This is a genomic window from Phenylobacterium sp. RIFCSPHIGHO2_01_FULL_69_31, from assembly GCF_001824475.1.
Lineage (GTDB): Bacteria > Pseudomonadota > Alphaproteobacteria > Caulobacterales > Caulobacteraceae > Phenylobacterium.
In genome coordinates this window covers 88,235-103,452 of the sequence record NZ_MHXN01000009.1, presented here as the reverse complement: position 1 = coordinate 103,452, position 15,218 = coordinate 88,235, and the positions used below count along the sequence as shown (strand labels likewise).

19 protein-coding genes are annotated in these 15,218 nt (G+C 69.1%); 8 read left to right on the top strand and 11 right to left on the bottom strand.

Annotation, left to right across the window (positions count from 1 at the left end):
- Positions 1 to 45 precede the first annotated feature (45 nt).
- Positions 46 to 801, top strand: coding sequence for a Crp/Fnr family transcriptional regulator (locus tag A2790_RS06495; RefSeq protein WP_293388985.1), 756 nt, complete (start codon positions 46 to 48; stop codon positions 799 to 801).
- Here A2790_RS06495 and A2790_RS06490 read toward each other — a convergent pair.
- Positions 798 to 2,066, bottom strand: a complete 1,269-nt coding sequence (locus A2790_RS06490; RefSeq protein ID WP_293388983.1) for an amidohydrolase family protein — start codon at positions 2,064 to 2,066, stop codon at positions 798 to 800. The two genes, A2790_RS06495 and A2790_RS06490, sit on opposite strands and share 4 nt — an antisense overlap.
- Positions 2,067 to 2,169: 103 nt before the next feature.
- Here A2790_RS06490 and argB point away from each other — a divergent pair, with 103 nt between their 5' ends.
- The 5 genes from argB (at position 2,170) to A2790_RS06465 (ending at position 5,999) form a co-directional block, all read left to right on the top strand.
- Positions 2,170 to 3,084 carry an acetylglutamate kinase gene (argB, locus tag A2790_RS06485; protein WP_293388979.1) on the top strand — a complete coding sequence of 305 codons (915 nt, stop codon included), beginning with the start codon at positions 2,170 to 2,172 and terminating at the stop codon, positions 3,082 to 3,084.
- Positions 3,081 to 3,758: a pyrimidine 5'-nucleotidase gene (locus A2790_RS06480; RefSeq protein ID WP_293388976.1), complete on the top strand. Its 678-nt coding sequence runs from the start codon at positions 3,081 to 3,083 to the stop codon at positions 3,756 to 3,758. The genes argB and A2790_RS06480 overlap by 4 nt, the downstream gene beginning before the upstream one ends.
- Before the next feature lie 2 nt (positions 3,759 to 3,760).
- Positions 3,761 to 4,591 (top strand): 2,3,4,5-tetrahydropyridine-2,6-dicarboxylate N-succinyltransferase, encoded by an 831-nt coding sequence (gene dapD, locus A2790_RS06475; protein ID WP_293388974.1) that lies wholly within the window; start codon positions 3,761 to 3,763, stop codon positions 4,589 to 4,591.
- A gap of 70 nt (positions 4,592 to 4,661) precedes the next feature.
- The gene (locus A2790_RS06470; protein ID WP_293388971.1) at positions 4,662 to 5,372 is read left to right on the top strand and encodes an SIMPL domain-containing protein; all 711 of its coding nucleotides are present in this window, start codon (positions 4,662 to 4,664) and stop codon (positions 5,370 to 5,372) included.
- A 156-nt stretch (positions 5,373 to 5,528) separates the two neighbouring features.
- The gene (locus tag A2790_RS06465) at positions 5,529 to 5,999 is read left to right on the top strand and encodes a MarR family transcriptional regulator (RefSeq protein WP_293388968.1); all 471 of its coding nucleotides are present in this window, start codon (positions 5,529 to 5,531) and stop codon (positions 5,997 to 5,999) included.
- 1 nt (position 6,000) lies between these two features.
- Here A2790_RS06465 and A2790_RS06460 read toward each other — a convergent pair whose 3' ends face one another.
- From A2790_RS06460 to A2790_RS06440, 5 genes are all read right to left on the bottom strand, one after another.
- On the bottom strand, positions 6,001 to 6,783 hold the full coding sequence (locus A2790_RS06460; protein WP_293388965.1) for a molybdopterin-binding protein: 783 nt from the start codon (positions 6,781 to 6,783) through the stop codon (positions 6,001 to 6,003).
- Positions 6,780 to 7,622 carry a cytochrome b/b6 domain-containing protein gene (locus A2790_RS06455; RefSeq protein WP_293388962.1) on the bottom strand — a complete coding sequence of 281 codons (843 nt, stop codon included), beginning with the start codon at positions 7,620 to 7,622 and terminating at the stop codon, positions 6,780 to 6,782. The genes A2790_RS06460 and A2790_RS06455 overlap by 4 nt, the downstream gene beginning before the upstream one ends.
- A 13-nt stretch (positions 7,623 to 7,635) precedes the next feature.
- Entirely contained in the window at positions 7,636 to 8,235 is a 600-nt protein-coding gene (locus tag A2790_RS06450; protein ID WP_293388959.1) for a hypothetical protein, read from the bottom strand.
- Positions 8,236 to 8,308: 73 nt separating this feature from the next.
- Complete coding sequence (locus A2790_RS06445; protein WP_293388956.1) at positions 8,309 to 8,770, bottom strand: cupin domain-containing protein; 462 nt, start codon at positions 8,768 to 8,770, stop codon at positions 8,309 to 8,311.
- Positions 8,771 to 8,777: 7 nt separating this feature from the next.
- Complete coding sequence (locus tag A2790_RS06440; protein WP_293388953.1) at positions 8,778 to 9,254, bottom strand: cupin domain-containing protein; 477 nt, start codon at positions 9,252 to 9,254, stop codon at positions 8,778 to 8,780.
- A 42-nt stretch (positions 9,255 to 9,296) separates the two neighbouring features.
- Here A2790_RS06440 and dapE point away from each other — a divergent pair, with 42 nt between their 5' ends.
- Positions 9,297 to 10,439: a succinyl-diaminopimelate desuccinylase gene (gene dapE, locus A2790_RS06435; protein ID WP_293388950.1), complete on the top strand. Its 1,143-nt coding sequence runs from the start codon at positions 9,297 to 9,299 to the stop codon at positions 10,437 to 10,439.
- A gap of 4 nt (positions 10,440 to 10,443) precedes the next feature.
- On the opposite strand, the gene truA is transcribed toward dapE, so the two are convergent.
- Positions 10,444 to 11,181 carry a tRNA pseudouridine(38-40) synthase TruA gene (gene truA / locus A2790_RS06430; RefSeq protein ID WP_293388947.1) on the bottom strand — a complete coding sequence of 246 codons (738 nt, stop codon included), beginning with the start codon at positions 11,179 to 11,181 and terminating at the stop codon, positions 10,444 to 10,446.
- Positions 11,181 to 12,107 (bottom strand): methionyl-tRNA formyltransferase, encoded by a 927-nt coding sequence (gene fmt / locus A2790_RS06425; RefSeq protein WP_293388944.1) that lies wholly within the window; start codon positions 12,105 to 12,107, stop codon positions 11,181 to 11,183. Before fmt ends, truA begins: the two co-directional genes overlap by 1 nt.
- An 87-nt stretch (positions 12,108 to 12,194) precedes the next feature.
- Between fmt and A2790_RS06420 the strand changes: the two genes are divergently transcribed.
- Positions 12,195 to 12,497: a cell surface protein gene (locus A2790_RS06420; protein ID WP_293388941.1), complete on the top strand. Its 303-nt coding sequence runs from the start codon at positions 12,195 to 12,197 to the stop codon at positions 12,495 to 12,497.
- Between the two features lie 13 nt (positions 12,498 to 12,510).
- On the opposite strand, the gene A2790_RS06415 is transcribed toward A2790_RS06420, so the two are convergent.
- The 3 genes from A2790_RS06415 to A2790_RS06405 all read right to left on the bottom strand — a co-directional run bounded on the left by A2790_RS06415 (position 12,511) and on the right by A2790_RS06405 (position 15,113).
- Positions 12,511 to 13,254, bottom strand: coding sequence for a class I SAM-dependent methyltransferase (locus tag A2790_RS06415; protein WP_293388939.1), 744 nt, complete (start codon positions 13,252 to 13,254; stop codon positions 12,511 to 12,513).
- Between the two features lie 73 nt (positions 13,255 to 13,327).
- Positions 13,328 to 13,837 (bottom strand): peptide deformylase, encoded by a 510-nt coding sequence (locus A2790_RS06410; RefSeq protein WP_293388937.1) that lies wholly within the window; start codon positions 13,835 to 13,837, stop codon positions 13,328 to 13,330.
- A 58-nt stretch (positions 13,838 to 13,895) separates the two neighbouring features.
- Positions 13,896 to 15,113 (bottom strand): DNA recombination protein RmuC, encoded by a 1,218-nt coding sequence (locus tag A2790_RS06405; protein WP_293388934.1) that lies wholly within the window; start codon positions 15,111 to 15,113, stop codon positions 13,896 to 13,898.
- Between the last annotated feature and the right edge of the window lie 105 nt (positions 15,114 to 15,218).

Below are 15,218 nucleotides of genomic sequence, written 5' to 3'. Positions count from 1 at the left end.
CCGCCGTTCGGCGTTTCGCTGGTGTCGAATGGGGAATGCTGATCGATGGAAAAGCCCGGGATAACGCTTGAACGCAAAGACGGCGCCCGCACCGTGGTGCGCCGGGCCAACCGCCTGCTCGGCGCCCTTTCGGCCCGCGACTTCGAGGTGCTTCAGCCTCATCTCGAACTGGTCGACCTGCCGCGCGGCAAGGTGCTGTTCGAACCGGGCGACGATGTGGTCACGACGTATTTCCCGTGCCACCGGACCATGGTCTCGCTGCTGATCGTGACCCGCGATGGGCGCGAGGTGGAGGCCGCCACGGTCGGGCGCGAGGGCGCCATCGGGGGGATCGTCAGCGAGGGGCACAAGCCGGCCTTCGGACGTGCGGTGATGCAGATTGGCGGCCAGGCCCTGGCCATCCCCACCAGTCACCTGGAGGCTGCCAAGACCGGCTCGCCCCGCTTCGCCGACCTCTTTTCGCGCTATGCCGACGCCCTGCTCGCCCAGATGATGCAGTCGGTGGCCTGCAACGCCCTGCATCGCACCGAGGAACGCTGCGCCCGCTGGCTCCTGGCCACCCACGACCGCGCCGGCGACAACATCATCCAGCTAACGCAGGAGTCCCTGGCCGAGATGCTGGGCGTCCAGCGCACGACGGTGACCGCGGTGACCGGCGTGCTGCAGGATCGCGGACTGATCCGCACCCATCGGGGCCGGGTCGAGGTGCTGGACCGGCCCGGCCTCGAGCGCGCGGCCTGCGAATGCTACCGCGCCGTCGAGGACCACTTCGTTCGCCTGCTGCCCGAGGTGGCGGACTAGTTTCGCCGCACCACTTCACCGCCCTTCATCACGAACACGGGCTTCTCCAGCGCGGTGACGTCCGCCAGCGGATCGCCCGCGACGCCCACGAGGTCGCCATAGAAGCCGGGCGCGGCCTGACCCACGTCCTTCTCCCACCCGAGGGCCTCGGCGGCGTTCAGCGTGGCCGACTGGATGGCCTGCAGCGGGGTGGCGCCGAAGCGGACCATGACCGCGAACTGCTTGGCGTTCAGGCCGTGCGGATAGACCCCGGCGTCGGTGGCGAAGACCATCCGGGCGCCGGCTTTCAGGGCCTTGCGATAGTTCTCACGCTGGATACCGCCGATCTCCCGGTCCTTGCGCAGGTTGTCTTCCAGCTCGCCGTTCTTCTTGCCCTCGGCCTGGGTGAAGTCGGTGTTGTAGATGTCGAAGCCCAGCCACGTGCCCTTCTGGACCGCCAGCTTGATCCCTTCGTCGTCGATCAGGCTCACGTGCTCGATGGTGTCGACACCGGCCCGGATGGCGTCCTTGATGCCCGGCGCCCCGTGGGCGTGGGCGGCGACCTTCATGCCCGCCATGTGCGCCTCGTCGGCGATGGCCTTCATTTCCTCAAGGGTAAGCTGCTGGGCGCCAGGTTCCGTGCCGCGCGAGAAGACGCCGCCGGTCGCGCAGATCTTGATCGCGCGGGCGCCGTACTTGCGCTGCGTGCGCACCTGCTTGCGCCCCTCCTCGGGGCTGTCCACGAGGGCCGGGCTCTTCTCCTCCATCGACGGCGGGAAGAAGGTCTCGTCGCAATGGCCCCCCGTGGCGCCCAGCGCGTAGCCCGAGGCCATGATCCGGGGCCCCACGATCCAGCCCTCGTCAACGGCCTCGCGCAGGCCCACGTCGGCATAGAACGCCGTGCCGACGTTGCGGATCGTCGTGAAGCCCGCCTCCAACGTCGTCTCGGCGTTGGCGACGCCGACGGCCGTCCAGAAGCTGTCGGTGAATTCGTAGGGCCGGTAGCCGCCGTACTTGCCGGCGCTGGTCAGGTGGACGTGCATGTCGATCAGGCCGGGCAGCAGCGTCACGCCCGCCAGATCCACGCGTTCTGCGCCGGCCGGGATCGCATCGCCGGCTTTCCCCACCTTGGCGATGCGGCCGTCCTCGATCACGAGCAGGGGCTTTTCCAGGTATTTGCCGGTCTTCACGTCCAGCAGCCGCTCGGCGGTGACCGCCACCGTTTTCGCCTGCGCGCCGCCCGCCAGCAACGTCGCCGCCAGCGCGGCGCCCCAGATCGCTCTCATCACCAACTCTCCCGACTGTGACGGTTCGACTATCACACCCTTGCGCGGGTGACAGGGGGCGCCCTGTCCGCTATCCGGTCGCCCGGGTTTCGAGGACGATCATTTGAGCCAGGGTACGGAAGAGCAGGGCTGGGCGACGGCGAAGACGCTGGCCGAGGCGCTGCCCTACATCCAGATCTACGACCGCGAGACGGTGGTCATCAAATACGGCGGCCACGCCATGGGCGAGGAGTCGGTGGCCAAGCTCTTCGCCGCCGACGTGGTGCTGCTGAAGATGCTGGGCCTGCACCCGGTGGTGGTGCACGGCGGCGGCCCGCAGATCAGCCGCATGCTGGAGCGGGCGGGGGTGAAGTCCACCTTCATCGACGGCCTGCGCGTCACCGACGACGCCACCATGGAGGTGGCCGAGATGGTCCTGTCCGGCGCGATCAACAAGGAGATCGCCAACTGGATCACCTTGGCCGGCGCCGAGGCGGAGGTGCGGGGCGTGGGCCTGTCCGGCAAGGACGCCCGCCTGATCACCGTCGAGAAGGCGGTCCGCACCAAGAAGGACCCGGACAGCGAGATCGAGAAGGTGGTCGACCTGGGCTTCGTGGGCGAGCCGAAGAAGATCGACACCACCCTGATCGACGCGCTGCTGAGCGCCGAGGACGACTACATCCCCGTGATCGCTCCGATCGGCGTGTCCGAGGAGGGTCAGACCTACAACATCAACGCCGATACGGTGGCCGGCGCCATGGCGGGGGCCCTGGAGGCCAAGCGCATGCTGCTGCTGACCGACGTGGCCGGCGTGCTGGACAAGAACGGCGAGCTCATCCGCCAGCTCACCGTCGCCGAGGCCAAGGACGCCATCGCCACGGGCGTGGCCACCGGCGGCATGATCCCCAAGCTGGAGACCGCGATCGCGGCGGTGGAGGCCGGGGTCGAGGCGGTGGTGATCCTGGACGGTCGCCGCCCGCACGCCATGCTGGTCGAGCTCTTCACCGAGCACGGGTCGGGCACGCTGGTCTGCCGATGAGCGCCAACCTGTTCCGGGCCGATCTGCGCCACATCGACACCTGGCTGTTCGACCTGGACAACACGCTCTACCCGGCCGAGTCGGGCTTCATGGCCGCGATCGTCGACCGGATGACCGACTTCGTGGAGAAGGTCACCGGCCTGCCGAGGGACGAGGCCTTCAGGCTGCAGAAGGCCTATCTGTCCGAGCACGGCCTGACCCTGAAGGGCATGATGCTGAACCATGGCGTCGACCCGAAGGATTTCCACGCCATCTTCCACGACATGTCGCTGGAGGCCCTCGCCCACGACCCGGACCTGCTGACGGCGCTGGAGCGGCTGCCCGGCCGCCGGCTGATCTTCACCAACGCCGACGACGTCCACGCCGAGCGGGTGCTGGAGCGCCTGGGCCTCTCCCACCTGTTCGACGACGTCTTCCATATCGGCTCCTCGGGCTATGAGCCCAAGCCCAGCGCGGCGGCGTTCGAGCGGATCGCGGCGGCGCACGACATCGACCCGGCGGTCACGGCCTTCTTCGAGGACTCCGAGCGCAACCTGGCGCCCGCCGCGGACCTCGGCATGACCACCGTGCTGGTGGGCGCCTACGCCGCCCAGTCCACCGCCCCCTTCATCCACCACCGCACCGACAAGCTCGCGCCCTTTCTGATAGACGCGAGACTGAAAGAGGCCGCCTGAAGATGTCCGACGACCTGAAGAGCGTGATCGAAGCCGCCTGGGAGGCGCGCGACGGCATCAACACCGCCACCACCGGCCAGGTGCGCGATGCGGTGTACGAAACGATCGAGTTCCTGGATTCCGGCAAGATCCGAGTGGCGGAGCGGATGGCGGATGGGACGTGGGTCACGCACCAGTGGGCCAAGCAGGCGATCCTGCTGTTCTTCCGCCTCACCGCGAACCGCCTGATCGACGCCGACGCGCCGCATCCCTACTGGGACAAGGTGCCCCTGAAGTTCACCGGCTGGGACGCCGCCCGCTTCGAGGCCGCCGGCTTCCGCGCGGTGCCGGGCTGCATCGTCCGCAAGGGCGCCTACGTGGCCCGGAACGTGGTCATGACCCCCTCGTTCGTGAACATCGGCGCCTATGTGGACGAGGGCACGATGGTCGACACCTGGGCCACCGTCGGCTCCTGCGCCCAGATCGGCAAGAACGTGCACATCTCCGGCGGCGCGGGCATCGGCGGGGTCCTGGAGCCGCTCCAGGCCAACCCGACGATCATCGAGGACAACTGCTTCATCGGCGCCCGGGCCGAGGTGGCCGAGGGTGTGATCGTCCGCGAGGGCTCGGTGCTCTCAATGGGCACCTTCATCACGTCCACCACGCCGATCATCGACCGCAAGACCGGCCAGACCTTCACCGGCGAGGTGCCGCCCTATTCGGTGGTGGTGTCCGGCAACCGGCCGAACCCGGTCGATCCCTCGCTCCCGTCGACCTACTGCGCGGTGATCATGAAGACGGTGGACGAGCGGACCCGGTCGAAGACCAGCATCAACGAGCTACTGCGGGAATAGCCCTGGCAGCGCGGAAAGAATACAACCCTTGATAGGCCGCGACCTGCGGCCGGCTTCCTGGGAGTGTTCGATGCGCCGCGCCATCGTCCTGGCCGCCGCCCTCGTCGCAGGCGCGATGGGGGCCTCGCCCGCGTGGGGCCAGCAGGGCGAGGCCGCGTTCCGCACCACCACGCTGAATATTTCGGCGCAGGGCGAGGTGCGTACTGTTCCCGAGATAGCCACCCTGGTGATCGGCGCCACGTGGGAAGCGGCGACGGCCCAGGGCGCGAGCGCCGAGACGAACGGCCGCGTGAACGCCGCCGTGCAGGCTCTGAGGAAAGCCGGCGTCGCCCAGCGCGACATCCAGACCCAGCAGGTCCAGATCACCCCGAAGTATTCGGATCGTTCCGGAGGGCCTGTCCGGATCATCGCCTATGAAGCCACCACCATGGTCTCGGTCATTGCCCGAGACCCCGGGCGGGCTGGCGATCTGCTGGACACCGCCATGGGCGCTGGTGCGAACCAGGTGCGCGGCGTCCGCTACGGGCTGGCGGATCCAGGCAAGGCCCAGCGCGAGGCCCGCGACCAGGCGCTTCGCGCGCTGCAGGACGACGCCGCGCGCGTGGCTGATGTCATGGGCCAGCGCGTCGTGCGTCTCGTGCGCGTCGACTCCCAGGGCTGGAGCCAGGTGATGAGCGCCAACCGGATCGAGGAGATCGTCGTCACCGGCACGCGGATCGAGCCGGGCGAACTGGTGGTGCGCACCTCGGTCAGCGGGCTGTTCGAACTCACGCCGAAATAGGGCGCGATCGCGCCAGCGCCGCAGGTCCTCGTCGCCCCCCTATACAGGCCCAGTGACAATCCTGGGGGAGCGGCGATGGGACGGGCCGCCACGCTTGCGCCCGCTACGCTGCGGCGTCCAAATAGCGGCTGGCGCGTCGTAGGCGGGGAGTGAGCTGTGACGGAGCAGGACGAGGCCCAGCCGTTCGACCCGCTGAGCCTGGACGTGCAGCTATGCTTCGCGCTCTACACCGCGAGCAACCTCATGACCCGGGCCTACCGGCCGCTGCTCGAGCCGCTGGGCCTGACCTATCTGCAATACCTGGCCCTGATGGCCCTGTGGACCAAGGCGCCACAGTCGGTCGGCGATCTCAGCCGCCGGCTGGGGCTGGAGTCCAGCACCCTGACGCCACTCTTCAAGCGCATGGAGAAGGCGGGCCTGGTCACCCGCACGCGTGACGCGACCGACGAGCGCCGGGTGATGATCGGGCTGACGCCCCACGCCCGCGCCCTGCGGGAAAAAGCCCTGGCCGTCCCAGGCGCCATGTTCTGCCAGCTGCCCATGCCGCTGGAGGAGATCACCGCGCTGAAGGCCGGCGTGGAGCGGTTGATCGCCGGCCTGCGCCGCGCCGATCCGGACCCTGCGTGACCTAGATCCCGGCGTACCACTGGTAGCCGCGGTCCTCCCAGTAGCCGCCCTTGCCGCGACCGAAGTTGGCGAAGCTGTCGATGAGTTCGATCCGCATCACGTACTTGGCCATCTTGTAGCCGAGCTGCCGTTCCAGCCGCAGCCGCACCGGCGCCCCGTGCGCCACCGGGAGCGGCGCATCGTTCATCTCATAGGCGAGCAGGGTCTGCGGGTGGTGCGCGTCGGCCAAGTCGATGGTCTCGTAGTAGTCGCCGGTCCCGTCCAGAGTCAGCTCCAACGTGTCGGCGCAGAAGAAGGCCACATAGCGCGCCTGGGGCTTCACGCCGGCCCGATCCAGCAGAGGGCCCAGCCGCGCGCCCCGCCACTTGCCGATGCAGCTCCAGCCCTCGACGCAGTCGTGGCGGGTGATCTGGGTGCGCGCCGGCGCTTGGCGCAGGTCGTCCAGGGACAGCAGCAGCGGCCGCTCCACCAGGCCGCCGATCTCCAGCCGCCAATCCTTAAAGCCGGTCGTCACGTGCCGTTGGTAGTCCTCGTTGTCGGGATTGACCGTCCCGTTGGCGCGGAAATCGGGGGAGATGGCGCTCGCCGGGTATTCCCGCGCCAATGCCTGGCGGCCCAGAAGCAGGCGCTGGACGTGGAAGGTAAGCCCTTCCGCGGCGCTCAGGCGTTCGTTCACGGCCGGAGAGGTGGCGAGCCGGTCGCAGCCGGCCAGGCCCGCCCCCGTCGCGCCCAGGGCCGCGCCCAGCAGGCCGCGCCGGGTCGAGATCGGTGTGCGCTCGCTCATGGCGTCTTCTTCTCGCGGCGAACGACGAACCAGCCGGTGACCATCGAGCGAATCTCGTTGATCGGACCGGCGGCCAGGACCATGGCCAGGTGGACGGCGACGAAGGCGACGAGCCCCGAGGCGGCCAGGAAGTGAAGCGTCCGCGCCGATTGCCGCCCCCCCAGCAGGTCCCCCAGCAGCGGCAGGCGGGCGTACACCGCCGGCGACATGACGAGGCCCGTCGCCAGCATGAGGGGCAGCAGCCCGAAGACCACGGTCGAATAGGCCAGCTTCTGCAGAACGTTGTAGCCGCGGGCGTCGTCCCCATGCGCGAAACGAAGGCGCAGGTGATCCCAAAGCGCGCGGCCGACGTGCCGCAGCTCGGCCGGCGAAGGCCACAGCAGGCCGCTCAACCGGCCGGTCGCGGCCGCGAAAAGGGCGTAGAGCAAACCGTTGATCACCAGCACCCACGCGAAGGCGAAGTGCCAGCGCCGGCCAGCGCCCAAGTCGGGATACGCCGGCAACGTCAGCCAACTGGGAAACGCCCGCGCCTGTAGCTGTTCACTCCCAGACATCGAGGCGCCGAGCACGCCGGTGGTGTCGAAAACCGCATCGCCGACGAGGAGCCGGCCGCGCAATTTCCCATCCGGCTGGGGCGCCGCCTCGATGGCCGCCAGCGGCCGGTCGAACCGCGAGGTCTCGCCCCAGTAGAGCGCCGGGTGCGCGTTGAGGATCTGGAGCCCGCTCAGCAACAGGACCAGAAGGCACAGCGCATTGACCCAGTGGGTGGCGCGCACCGCCAGCGGATGGCGATAGACCGCTGTCGCCCCACCCCGCGTACGTTCCCGAAACGGCTTCATGATGGGGCCCCGCCTACATCGGCGGCGGCGAGCCCTTTTCGCCCACGGCGACCGCACCGGTGATCAGGCCGCCGCCACCCGGCTTCGGGAAGGCCAGCAGGAAGACGGGGGCGCCCTTCTTCACCATGGGACGCGCGCCCGGCATGATCTGCACCACGGGCACCTTGGGCGGCACCACGATCTTGCGCTGACCGGTCGGATAGCTGACCTGGAGCTCCCGCCCCTTGGCGCCCACTGTCACCTTGCCGACCGTACCGTTGGTCATCATCGAGCCCTTGCGCAGGTTCCAGGCGTAGTGACCCTCGCCAACCTTCACGCCGGGCGGGAAGACGTGGACCTCCAGCGAACGCCCTGTGCCGTCGGCCTGCGGCAGTTCAGCCGTCCCGATGAAGCTGCCTTCCTTGATCTCGGTCACGGCGATCGGCTTGGTCACCTGGACCGTCCAGTCCGGCGTCAGGTCGACCGTCACCGGCTTGCCGGACTTGGGCTTCACGGTCAGCCGAGCCGCATCGATCTGTGTCACCACACCTCGGACGGGCAGCGGCGCGGCCGGCTGGGCGGCGGCCGGGGCGGCGACGGCGAGGGCCGCGGCAAACAGCAAAGCAAGGCGCATGAAGACTCCCTGGACAAACTTCCCAGGAAGAATTGCACGCGATCATATCGCATGCAAACTATTAGGGGCTAACTCAGTCCTCCGGGTAGAGCCGCCCGTCGCGATGCTGATAGCCGCCGGGTCCCGTGACCATGTCGATGTCGGGATAGTCGCACTCGTCCGCATCGGGCTTGCGCGAGCCGACCTCGATGTAGACGGCGTCGCGGTCGCTGCGGTTCTGCAGGTGGTGGGCCTGGCCGGGCTCCCCCGCCTTCCAGGCCGCGCAGTCCCCCGCGCGCAGGACATGGTCGTCGTCGTCCTCGACCAGCACCACCTCGCCCTCCAGCACATAGACGAGCTCGTCTTCGTGCGTGTGCCAGTGCCGCTGACTCGACCACTTGCCCGGCGGCAGGCGCACGAGGTTGACGCCGAAGTCGGTCAGGCCTGCGGCATCGCCCAGCCTTCGCCACGTGGCGCCCAGGCAGATTTCCTTGAACGGATGCGGATAGCTGCACCCCGAACGCACCTCCAGCGCGTTGATCTCGATCTTTGGCATCGTGTCCTCAGCGTTTGCGCCCGTCGTCTTCCGCGTAGGGCGTCCCGTCGCGGTGGCGGTAGATGTCGTCCGGCCCCACGATCATATCGATGCCTGGATAGTCGCAGGCGTCGATCCCAGGGCGCCGCGACCCGACCTCCAGCAGCACCGCCTCAGCGTCGGAACGGTTCTGGATGCAGTGTCCGTTGGGCACACCGGCCTTGAAGCCTGCGCAATCTCCCGCGCGGAGCACCGTCTCCCCGCCCTCCTCCACCAGCACCACCTCGCCCGACACGACCCAGACGAACTCGTCCTCGACGGTGTGCCAGTGGCGCTGGGCGGTCCACACTCCAGGCGCCAGCCGGATAAGGTTCACCCCGAAGTCCGTCAGCCCGGCCGCGTCGCCCAGCTTCCAGCGGCGGCGGTCCCGGCACGGCGTGTCGAACGGCGGTGGATAGGCGCTGCCGAACCGCGTCGGCGCCTTGTCGATGTCGATCTTCGGCATGATCCCCTCGCCTCTCCTGTCATTGCTAGGTATGGCGAAGCCATGCCCGCCGCCATAGACGCCGTCGAACTCACCCGCGACCTGATCCGCCGCCCCTCGGTGACGCCCGCCGATGCAGGCGCCATGGCGATCGTCGAGGAGATGCTGTCGAACCTTGGCTTCGCCTGTCGGCGGATGAGGTTCGGCGAGATCGAGAACCTCTACGCCCGCTACGGGACCGGCAGTCCCAACCTCTGCTTCGCCGGCCACACCGACGTGGTGCCGGTGGGCGACGCCGCCGCCTGGTCCAAGGATGCCTTCGGGGCCGAGGTGGTGGACGGCGTGTTGATCGGGCGCGGCGCCGTGGACATGAAGAGCGCCATCGCCGCCTTCGCCGCCGCGGCCGCGGACGCCATCGCCGCAGGTAGGGTCACCGGCTCGCTCTCCTTCCTGATCACCGGCGACGAGGAGGGCGTGGCCACCCACGGCACCAAGCTGGTGGTCGAGGCCCTGGCCGCGGACGGCGAGGTCATCGACCACTGCGTCGTGGGCGAACCGACCTCGGCCGAGATCTTTGGCGACATGGTCAAGGTGGGCCGCCGCGGGTCGATCAACGCCGAGATCGTGGTCGAGGGCGTCCAGGGCCACGTCGCCTACCCGCACCGCGCCGCGAACCCGGCGCGGCCGCTGATCAAGATGCTGACCGCCCTGCAGGAGCGCCGGCTGGACGAGGGCTACCCCGAGTTCCAGCCCTCGAACCTGGAGGTCACCATGATCGAGATGCCGAACGCCGCGACGAACGTGATCCCCGGCGTGGCGCGCGCGCGGCTGAACATCCGCTTCAATCCCAACCACACGGGACAGCAACTCGCCGACTGGTTCGACCTGGAGGCCTGGCGCGCTTCCGTGGATTTTGGCGGCAAGATCACCGTCACCTCCAGCATCAGCGGCGAGGCGTTCCTGACCGAGCGCGGCGGGTTCACCGAACTGGTGGCGGCCGCCGTCGCCGACGTCACGGGCCGCGAGCCCGAGCTCTCGACCAGCGGCGGCACCTCGGACGCTCGTTTCATCCGCGCGCTGTGCCCGGTGATCGAGGTGGGCCTCGTCGGTAAGACCATGCACCAGGTGGACGAGCGCGCCCCCGTCGAGGAGATCCGCACGCTCCAGCGCGTCTACGCCCGGATCATCGAGCGCTACTTCGCCTGACGGCTCAGTAGGTCACGCCGGTCAGGTACAGCCCCTCGGCCGGCGCCACCGGGCCGCACGCCCGGCGGTCCCGCGCCGCCAGCGCGGCGGCGACGTCGTCCTTCGTCCAGCGTCCGACACCCACCTCGGCCAGGGTGCCCGTCATCGAGCGGACCTGGCGGTGCAGGAACGAGCGCGAGGCGAACTCCAGGATCACTTCCTCGCCCTCGCGGCGGACGTCGGCCACGTCCAGCGTCTTCATCGGCGACTTCGCCTGGCAGGCCAGGTCGCGGAACGTGGTGAAGTCGTGGTGGCCTACCAGCACCTGGGCGGCCGCGTGCATGGCCCCCGCATCCAGCGGCTTCTTCACATGCCACACGCGGCCCTGGTCCAGCGCCGGCGGGCTGATGCGGTTGAGGATGCGATAGCGATAGCGCCGGCCGGTCGCGGAAAATCGGCTGTGCCAGTCGCCTTCGGCCACCTCCGCCGACAGAACGGAAATGGGGTCGGGCATCAGGTGGAAGTTCATGGCGTTGCGGACCGTCTCGGCGGGCCAGTCCTTGGCGAGGTCGATATGGACCACCTGGCCCGTCGCATGCACGCCGGTGTCCGTCCGACCGGCGGCGCTGACCCGCAGGTCCTCGCCGCAGAACTTCTTGACCGCCCGCTCCAGCGATCCTTGCACCGACGGCAGGTCGGCCTGGGCCTGGAAGCCGTGGAACGGCCGGCCGTCGTACTCGATCAAGAGACGGTAGCGAGGCATCAGCCCAGCTTCGTTCCAGCCGGCACGGGATTGCCGCGCAGGAAGACGTCGGCCTCCTGCGGCCCCTTGCCCTCGCGCTGCACCCGCAGCAGGCGGACAGCGCCCTCGCCCGCGCCCACCAGCAGCCGGTCGTCCAACGTGACTCCAGGTTCGCCCGCCTCGTCCTCGATGGCCGAGAGCAGCGCCTTCACCCGGACCGGGCCCTTGTCGGTGGGCAGCTCGAACCAGGCGCCGGGAAATGGCGACAGCCCGCGGATCTTGCCATCCAGGACGGCGCCGGGCTTGGTCCAGTCGAGACGCGTGAACCTCGGACTGATCTTCTTGGCGTAGGTGACGCCGTCCGCGGGCTGGGGCGTCGCCACGGCCGTTCCAGCCTCGATGTCGGCCAGGGTGCGGACGATCAGATCGGCGCCCGCCGCGGCCAGCCGGTCGTGCAGCGTGCCGGCGGTCTCCAGGGCATCGATCCGGACGGTCGCGGTGGCCAGCACCGGGCCCTCGTCCAGCCCCTCGGTCATGCGCATCACCTGAACGCCGGTGACCTTGTCGCCGGCCATGATGGCGCGCTGGATCGGCGCGGCGCCCCGCCAGCGCGGCAGCAGCGAGGCGTGAACGTTGTAGGAGCCGAGCCTCGGCGCCTCCAGCACTGCTCCGGGCAGTATCTGGCCGAAGGCCACCACCACGGCGGCGTCCAGCCCCAGCGCCGCGAAGGCCGCGACTTCCGACGGGTCGCGCATGGAGGCCGGCGTCCGCACCGGAATGCCGTGCGCCTCCGCGAAGGCGTGCACCGGCGAGGGCTTCAGTTCCTGCCCCCTGCCGCGCGGCGCGGGGGGCTGGGAGTAGACGCAGGCCACCTCGTGCCCCGCCGCCACGATGGCCGCGAGCGCCGAGACGGCGAAATCCGGAGTGCCGAGGAAGGCGAGACGCATGGGCGGGTCTTAGCGGGCGGCGAGCCGCAAGGGAACTTCGCGCCAAGCGTGGCCGTTGGATGAGGGAAGTCGCAGGGAGCCCGCCACATGCAGAAGTCGATCATGGTCGCGACCGCCAGCCTGGTGTTCGCGCTCACCGCCTGTTCGCAGGCCGAACGCGAGGACGCCGCCGGCGACGTGAAGGCCGCCGCCCAGGATATCGGCCAGGAGGCGAAAGAGGCCGCCAACAGCCCTGCCGTCAAGGAAGTGGGCGCCGAGATCAAGGAGGCCGCGGGCGACGCCGGGCAGGTGATCAAGGAAACCGCGAAGGGCGCGGCGGAGGGCGCCCGCGAAGGGGCCGCCAAGGTCGAGGCCGAGAGCAAGGACGCCGCCCACGACGCGGCGCACTAGCACCCCTGGACGGCTACCAGATGACCAGGCCCTGACTCGTGGGCAGTTCCAGCACGTGGCGGCCACGCTGCTGGAACCACCTGGTCTCCAGCACGTGCTGCTGGCGGTAGGCCGAGGCGCCGAAGTCGTCGAGCACGATGACCGCGCCGGGAACCAGCCGGGACCCGATGGCCTCCAGGGTCTCGATCTCGCCGCGCGCGCTGTTCATATCGATGTGGGCGAAGGCGATCCGCTCGGGCAAGCCTTGCTCGAAACTCTGCGGCAGAAAGCCCTTCACTACCTTCACGTTGGGCCGATCGGCGAACCGCGCCGCCACGAATGCGAAGAGGTCGGGGCCATGTTCCGGCATGGCATGATGGTCCATCGAGGCATCGTGTTCGAAGAGGTCGTAGAGGAACACCTCGCGGTCGGTGATCCCGGCGGCGTCCAGCATGATCAGCGCCGTGGTGCCCTTGTAGCAGCCGCACTCGATGAAACCGCCCTCGAGGCGCGAGGCCTGGCGTGCGCCCCACACGACGCTCACGGTCCGCCACAGCACGCCGCGCTCGAAGCCATCCTTGGCGTGGGCGTTGAAGGCGTTCAGGAAAGCCGGATCGTCTAGGAACCCCAGGTTCCGGCCGAAGGCGATAAGGTTGTCCGACGCGAACCAATGGTTGTCGAAGTGGGTGGACGCGACCAGCTGGTCCAGCGCCGCATTGAACGCCGCGTGATCGCGGACGCCCCAGAAATAGCGCGAGCGGAACGATGGGGCACGCAAGTCGGACGCCTGCAACAACCGAGACGTCTAGTACGCCTCGGCCGTGAGCTATAGCTGCGCCGCCCGGAGGCTTCTAGGCCGCCCGGACCAGCTTCTTGACCTTCTTGACCGCCTGTTCGCGCTTCAGACGCGACAGATGATCGATGAACAGCACGCCTTCCAGGTGGTCCATCTCGTGCTGGATGCAGACCGCGAAGAGGCCCTCGGCGTCTTCCTCGACCTGTTCGCCCTGGTAATTCAGATAGCGCAGCTTCACACGCGCCGGCCGCTCGACCTCGTCGTAGATCTCGGGCACCGACAGGCAGCCCTCCTCATAGGGGGCCGTCTCTTCCGAAGCCCAAAGGATCTCTGGGTTCACGAAGTAGCGGGGCTGGGGCGGCTCGTCCTGGCGGGCCAGGTCCATGACGATCACGCGCTTGGGCACGCCGATCTGGATCGCGGCCAGACCGATGCCGGGGGCGTCGTACATGGTCTCCAGCATGTCATCCATCAGCGCGCGCAGCTCGTCGTCGACCACATCGACGGGCTGGGACACCTGCTTCAGGGCAGGGTGGGGGACGACGAGGATCTCGCGAAGGGCCATGGCGGGCAGGTAAGGGTCCGATTGTTGAGCGTCAAGGTAGGAGAAGGATGGGAGGCTGCTACCCTTCGCCGCCAGCCGCCAGGCGCACGGGCGGCGCCTCGCTGGTGGTCAGCTTGGCGAGCGGCCGCACCGCCACTTCCACGGGCTGAAGCTCGACGACCTCCTTGCCCTGGTGGTCCACCTTCAGCTCCTCGAACCGACGGGCCTGGGTGAGGACCTGGGTCTCCAACGAGCCGACGAACTGGTTGTAGCGGCTGACCGCCGCCTCCAGCGCCTTGCCCACCGAGCCGGCGTGCGCCCCCATCACCGAGATGCGCTTGTAGAGCTCCTTGCCGAGGTCGGCGATCTTCTGGGCGTTGGCGGCCTGTTCCTCGACCCGCCAGCCGTAGACGACAGCCTTGCAGAGGGCGAACAGGGTGGACGGCGTGACGATCACCACGCGCCGGTCCATGGCGTCGTTCATCAGCTCCGGCGCCCGGTCCAGCGCCGCCGCCAGGGCCGAGTCCAGCGGCACGAACATGGCCACGAAGTCCGGCGAATTCTGGAACTGGTCCCAGTAGGCCTTGGCCGAGAGTCCCTGGATGTGGCCGCGCACGCTTTGCACATGGCGCACGCCCGCCGCATCGCGGGCGTAGTCGTCGACGGCCTCCTGCAACTCCAGGAAGGCATTGAGCGAGCACTTGGCGTCGATGACGAACAGGCCCCCGCCGGGCAGGCGCACGGTCACGTCCGGCCGCCGGCGGCCCTCTTCGGTGTCGGTGGACGTCTGCTCGTCGAAGTCGAACCGGCCGGACAGCCCCGCAGCCTCCAGCACGTTGCGCAGCGTCTGCTCACCCCACCGCCCCTGCACGCCCGCGCCCCGGCGCAGCGCCGCCGACAGCTTGCGCGCCTCATCCTGGGTGGCGGCCGAAGCCTGCATCAGCTGGGCGATCTGTTCTTTCAGGCCGCCCTGCTCCTCGGCCCGCTGTTTTTCCACCGCGGTCACCTGCTCCTGGAACTTCTGCAGGGTGTCGGCCACAGGTTTCAGCTGCGCCTCCAGGCGCGCCTGGGCCAGTTGTTCGCGGTTGCGCACGGCCTCCTCGTTCTTGCGCAGAATCTCCTCGGCGACGCTGGCCGCAGACTGGGTGAGCTGGGCGCGGACGAGGTCGCCCTGCTCGGCCATCAGCTTCATCCGAAGTTCGGCGTGCGAGGCCCGGCCCCGCTCTCGCAGCGCCCAGGCGATGGCCGCCGCGGCGATGAGCACGCAGAGGATCGCGAGGAAAAGGAGTCCGTTCATGGTGCGTTCTTAGCGCGCCTGGCGAGTCGGCGGAAGCGCGCCCGCCGCCATGGCCGGCGGCGGCGATCCATGCCAGCTTGCCGCGTTGGCGCCCCGCCAGAGGGC

Coding starts and splice junctions, on each gene's coding strand:
- dapD (WP_293388974.1), top strand. CDS start 3,761: ATGTCCGACGACCTGAAGAGCGTGATCGAAGCCGCCTGGGAGGCGCGC.
- A2790_RS06450 (WP_293388959.1), bottom strand. CDS start 8,235: ATGCGCCTTGCTTTGCTGTTTGCCGCGGCCCTCGCCGTCGCCGCCCCG.
- dapE (WP_293388950.1), top strand. CDS start 9,297: ATGCCCGCCGCCATAGACGCCGTCGAACTCACCCGCGACCTGATCCGC.
- A2790_RS06410 (WP_293388937.1), bottom strand. CDS start 13,837: ATGGCCCTTCGCGAGATCCTCGTCGTCCCCCACCCTGCCCTGAAGCAG.
- A2790_RS06460 (WP_293388965.1), bottom strand. CDS start 6,783: ATGAGCGAGCGCACACCGATCTCGACCCGGCGCGGCCTGCTGGGCGCG.
- fmt (WP_293388944.1), bottom strand. CDS start 12,107: ATGCGTCTCGCCTTCCTCGGCACTCCGGATTTCGCCGTCTCGGCGCTC.
- A2790_RS06440 (WP_293388953.1), bottom strand. CDS start 9,254: ATGCCGAAGATCGACATCGACAAGGCGCCGACGCGGTTCGGCAGCGCC.
- A2790_RS06480 (WP_293388976.1), top strand. CDS start 3,081: ATGAGCGCCAACCTGTTCCGGGCCGATCTGCGCCACATCGACACCTGG.
- A2790_RS06490 (WP_293388983.1), bottom strand. CDS start 2,066: ATGAGAGCGATCTGGGGCGCCGCGCTGGCGGCGACGTTGCTGGCGGGC.
- A2790_RS06455 (WP_293388962.1), bottom strand. CDS start 7,622: ATGAAGCCGTTTCGGGAACGTACGCGGGGTGGGGCGACAGCGGTCTAT.
- A2790_RS06405 (WP_293388934.1), bottom strand. CDS start 15,113: ATGAACGGACTCCTTTTCCTCGCGATCCTCTGCGTGCTCATCGCCGCG.
- A2790_RS06470 (WP_293388971.1), top strand. CDS start 4,662: ATGCGCCGCGCCATCGTCCTGGCCGCCGCCCTCGTCGCAGGCGCGATG.
- A2790_RS06420 (WP_293388941.1), top strand. CDS start 12,195: ATGCAGAAGTCGATCATGGTCGCGACCGCCAGCCTGGTGTTCGCGCTC.
- A2790_RS06495 (WP_293388985.1), top strand. CDS start 46: ATGGAAAAGCCCGGGATAACGCTTGAACGCAAAGACGGCGCCCGCACC.
- A2790_RS06445 (WP_293388956.1), bottom strand. CDS start 8,770: ATGCCAAAGATCGAGATCAACGCGCTGGAGGTGCGTTCGGGGTGCAGC.
- truA (WP_293388947.1), bottom strand. CDS start 11,181: ATGCCTCGCTACCGTCTCTTGATCGAGTACGACGGCCGGCCGTTCCAC.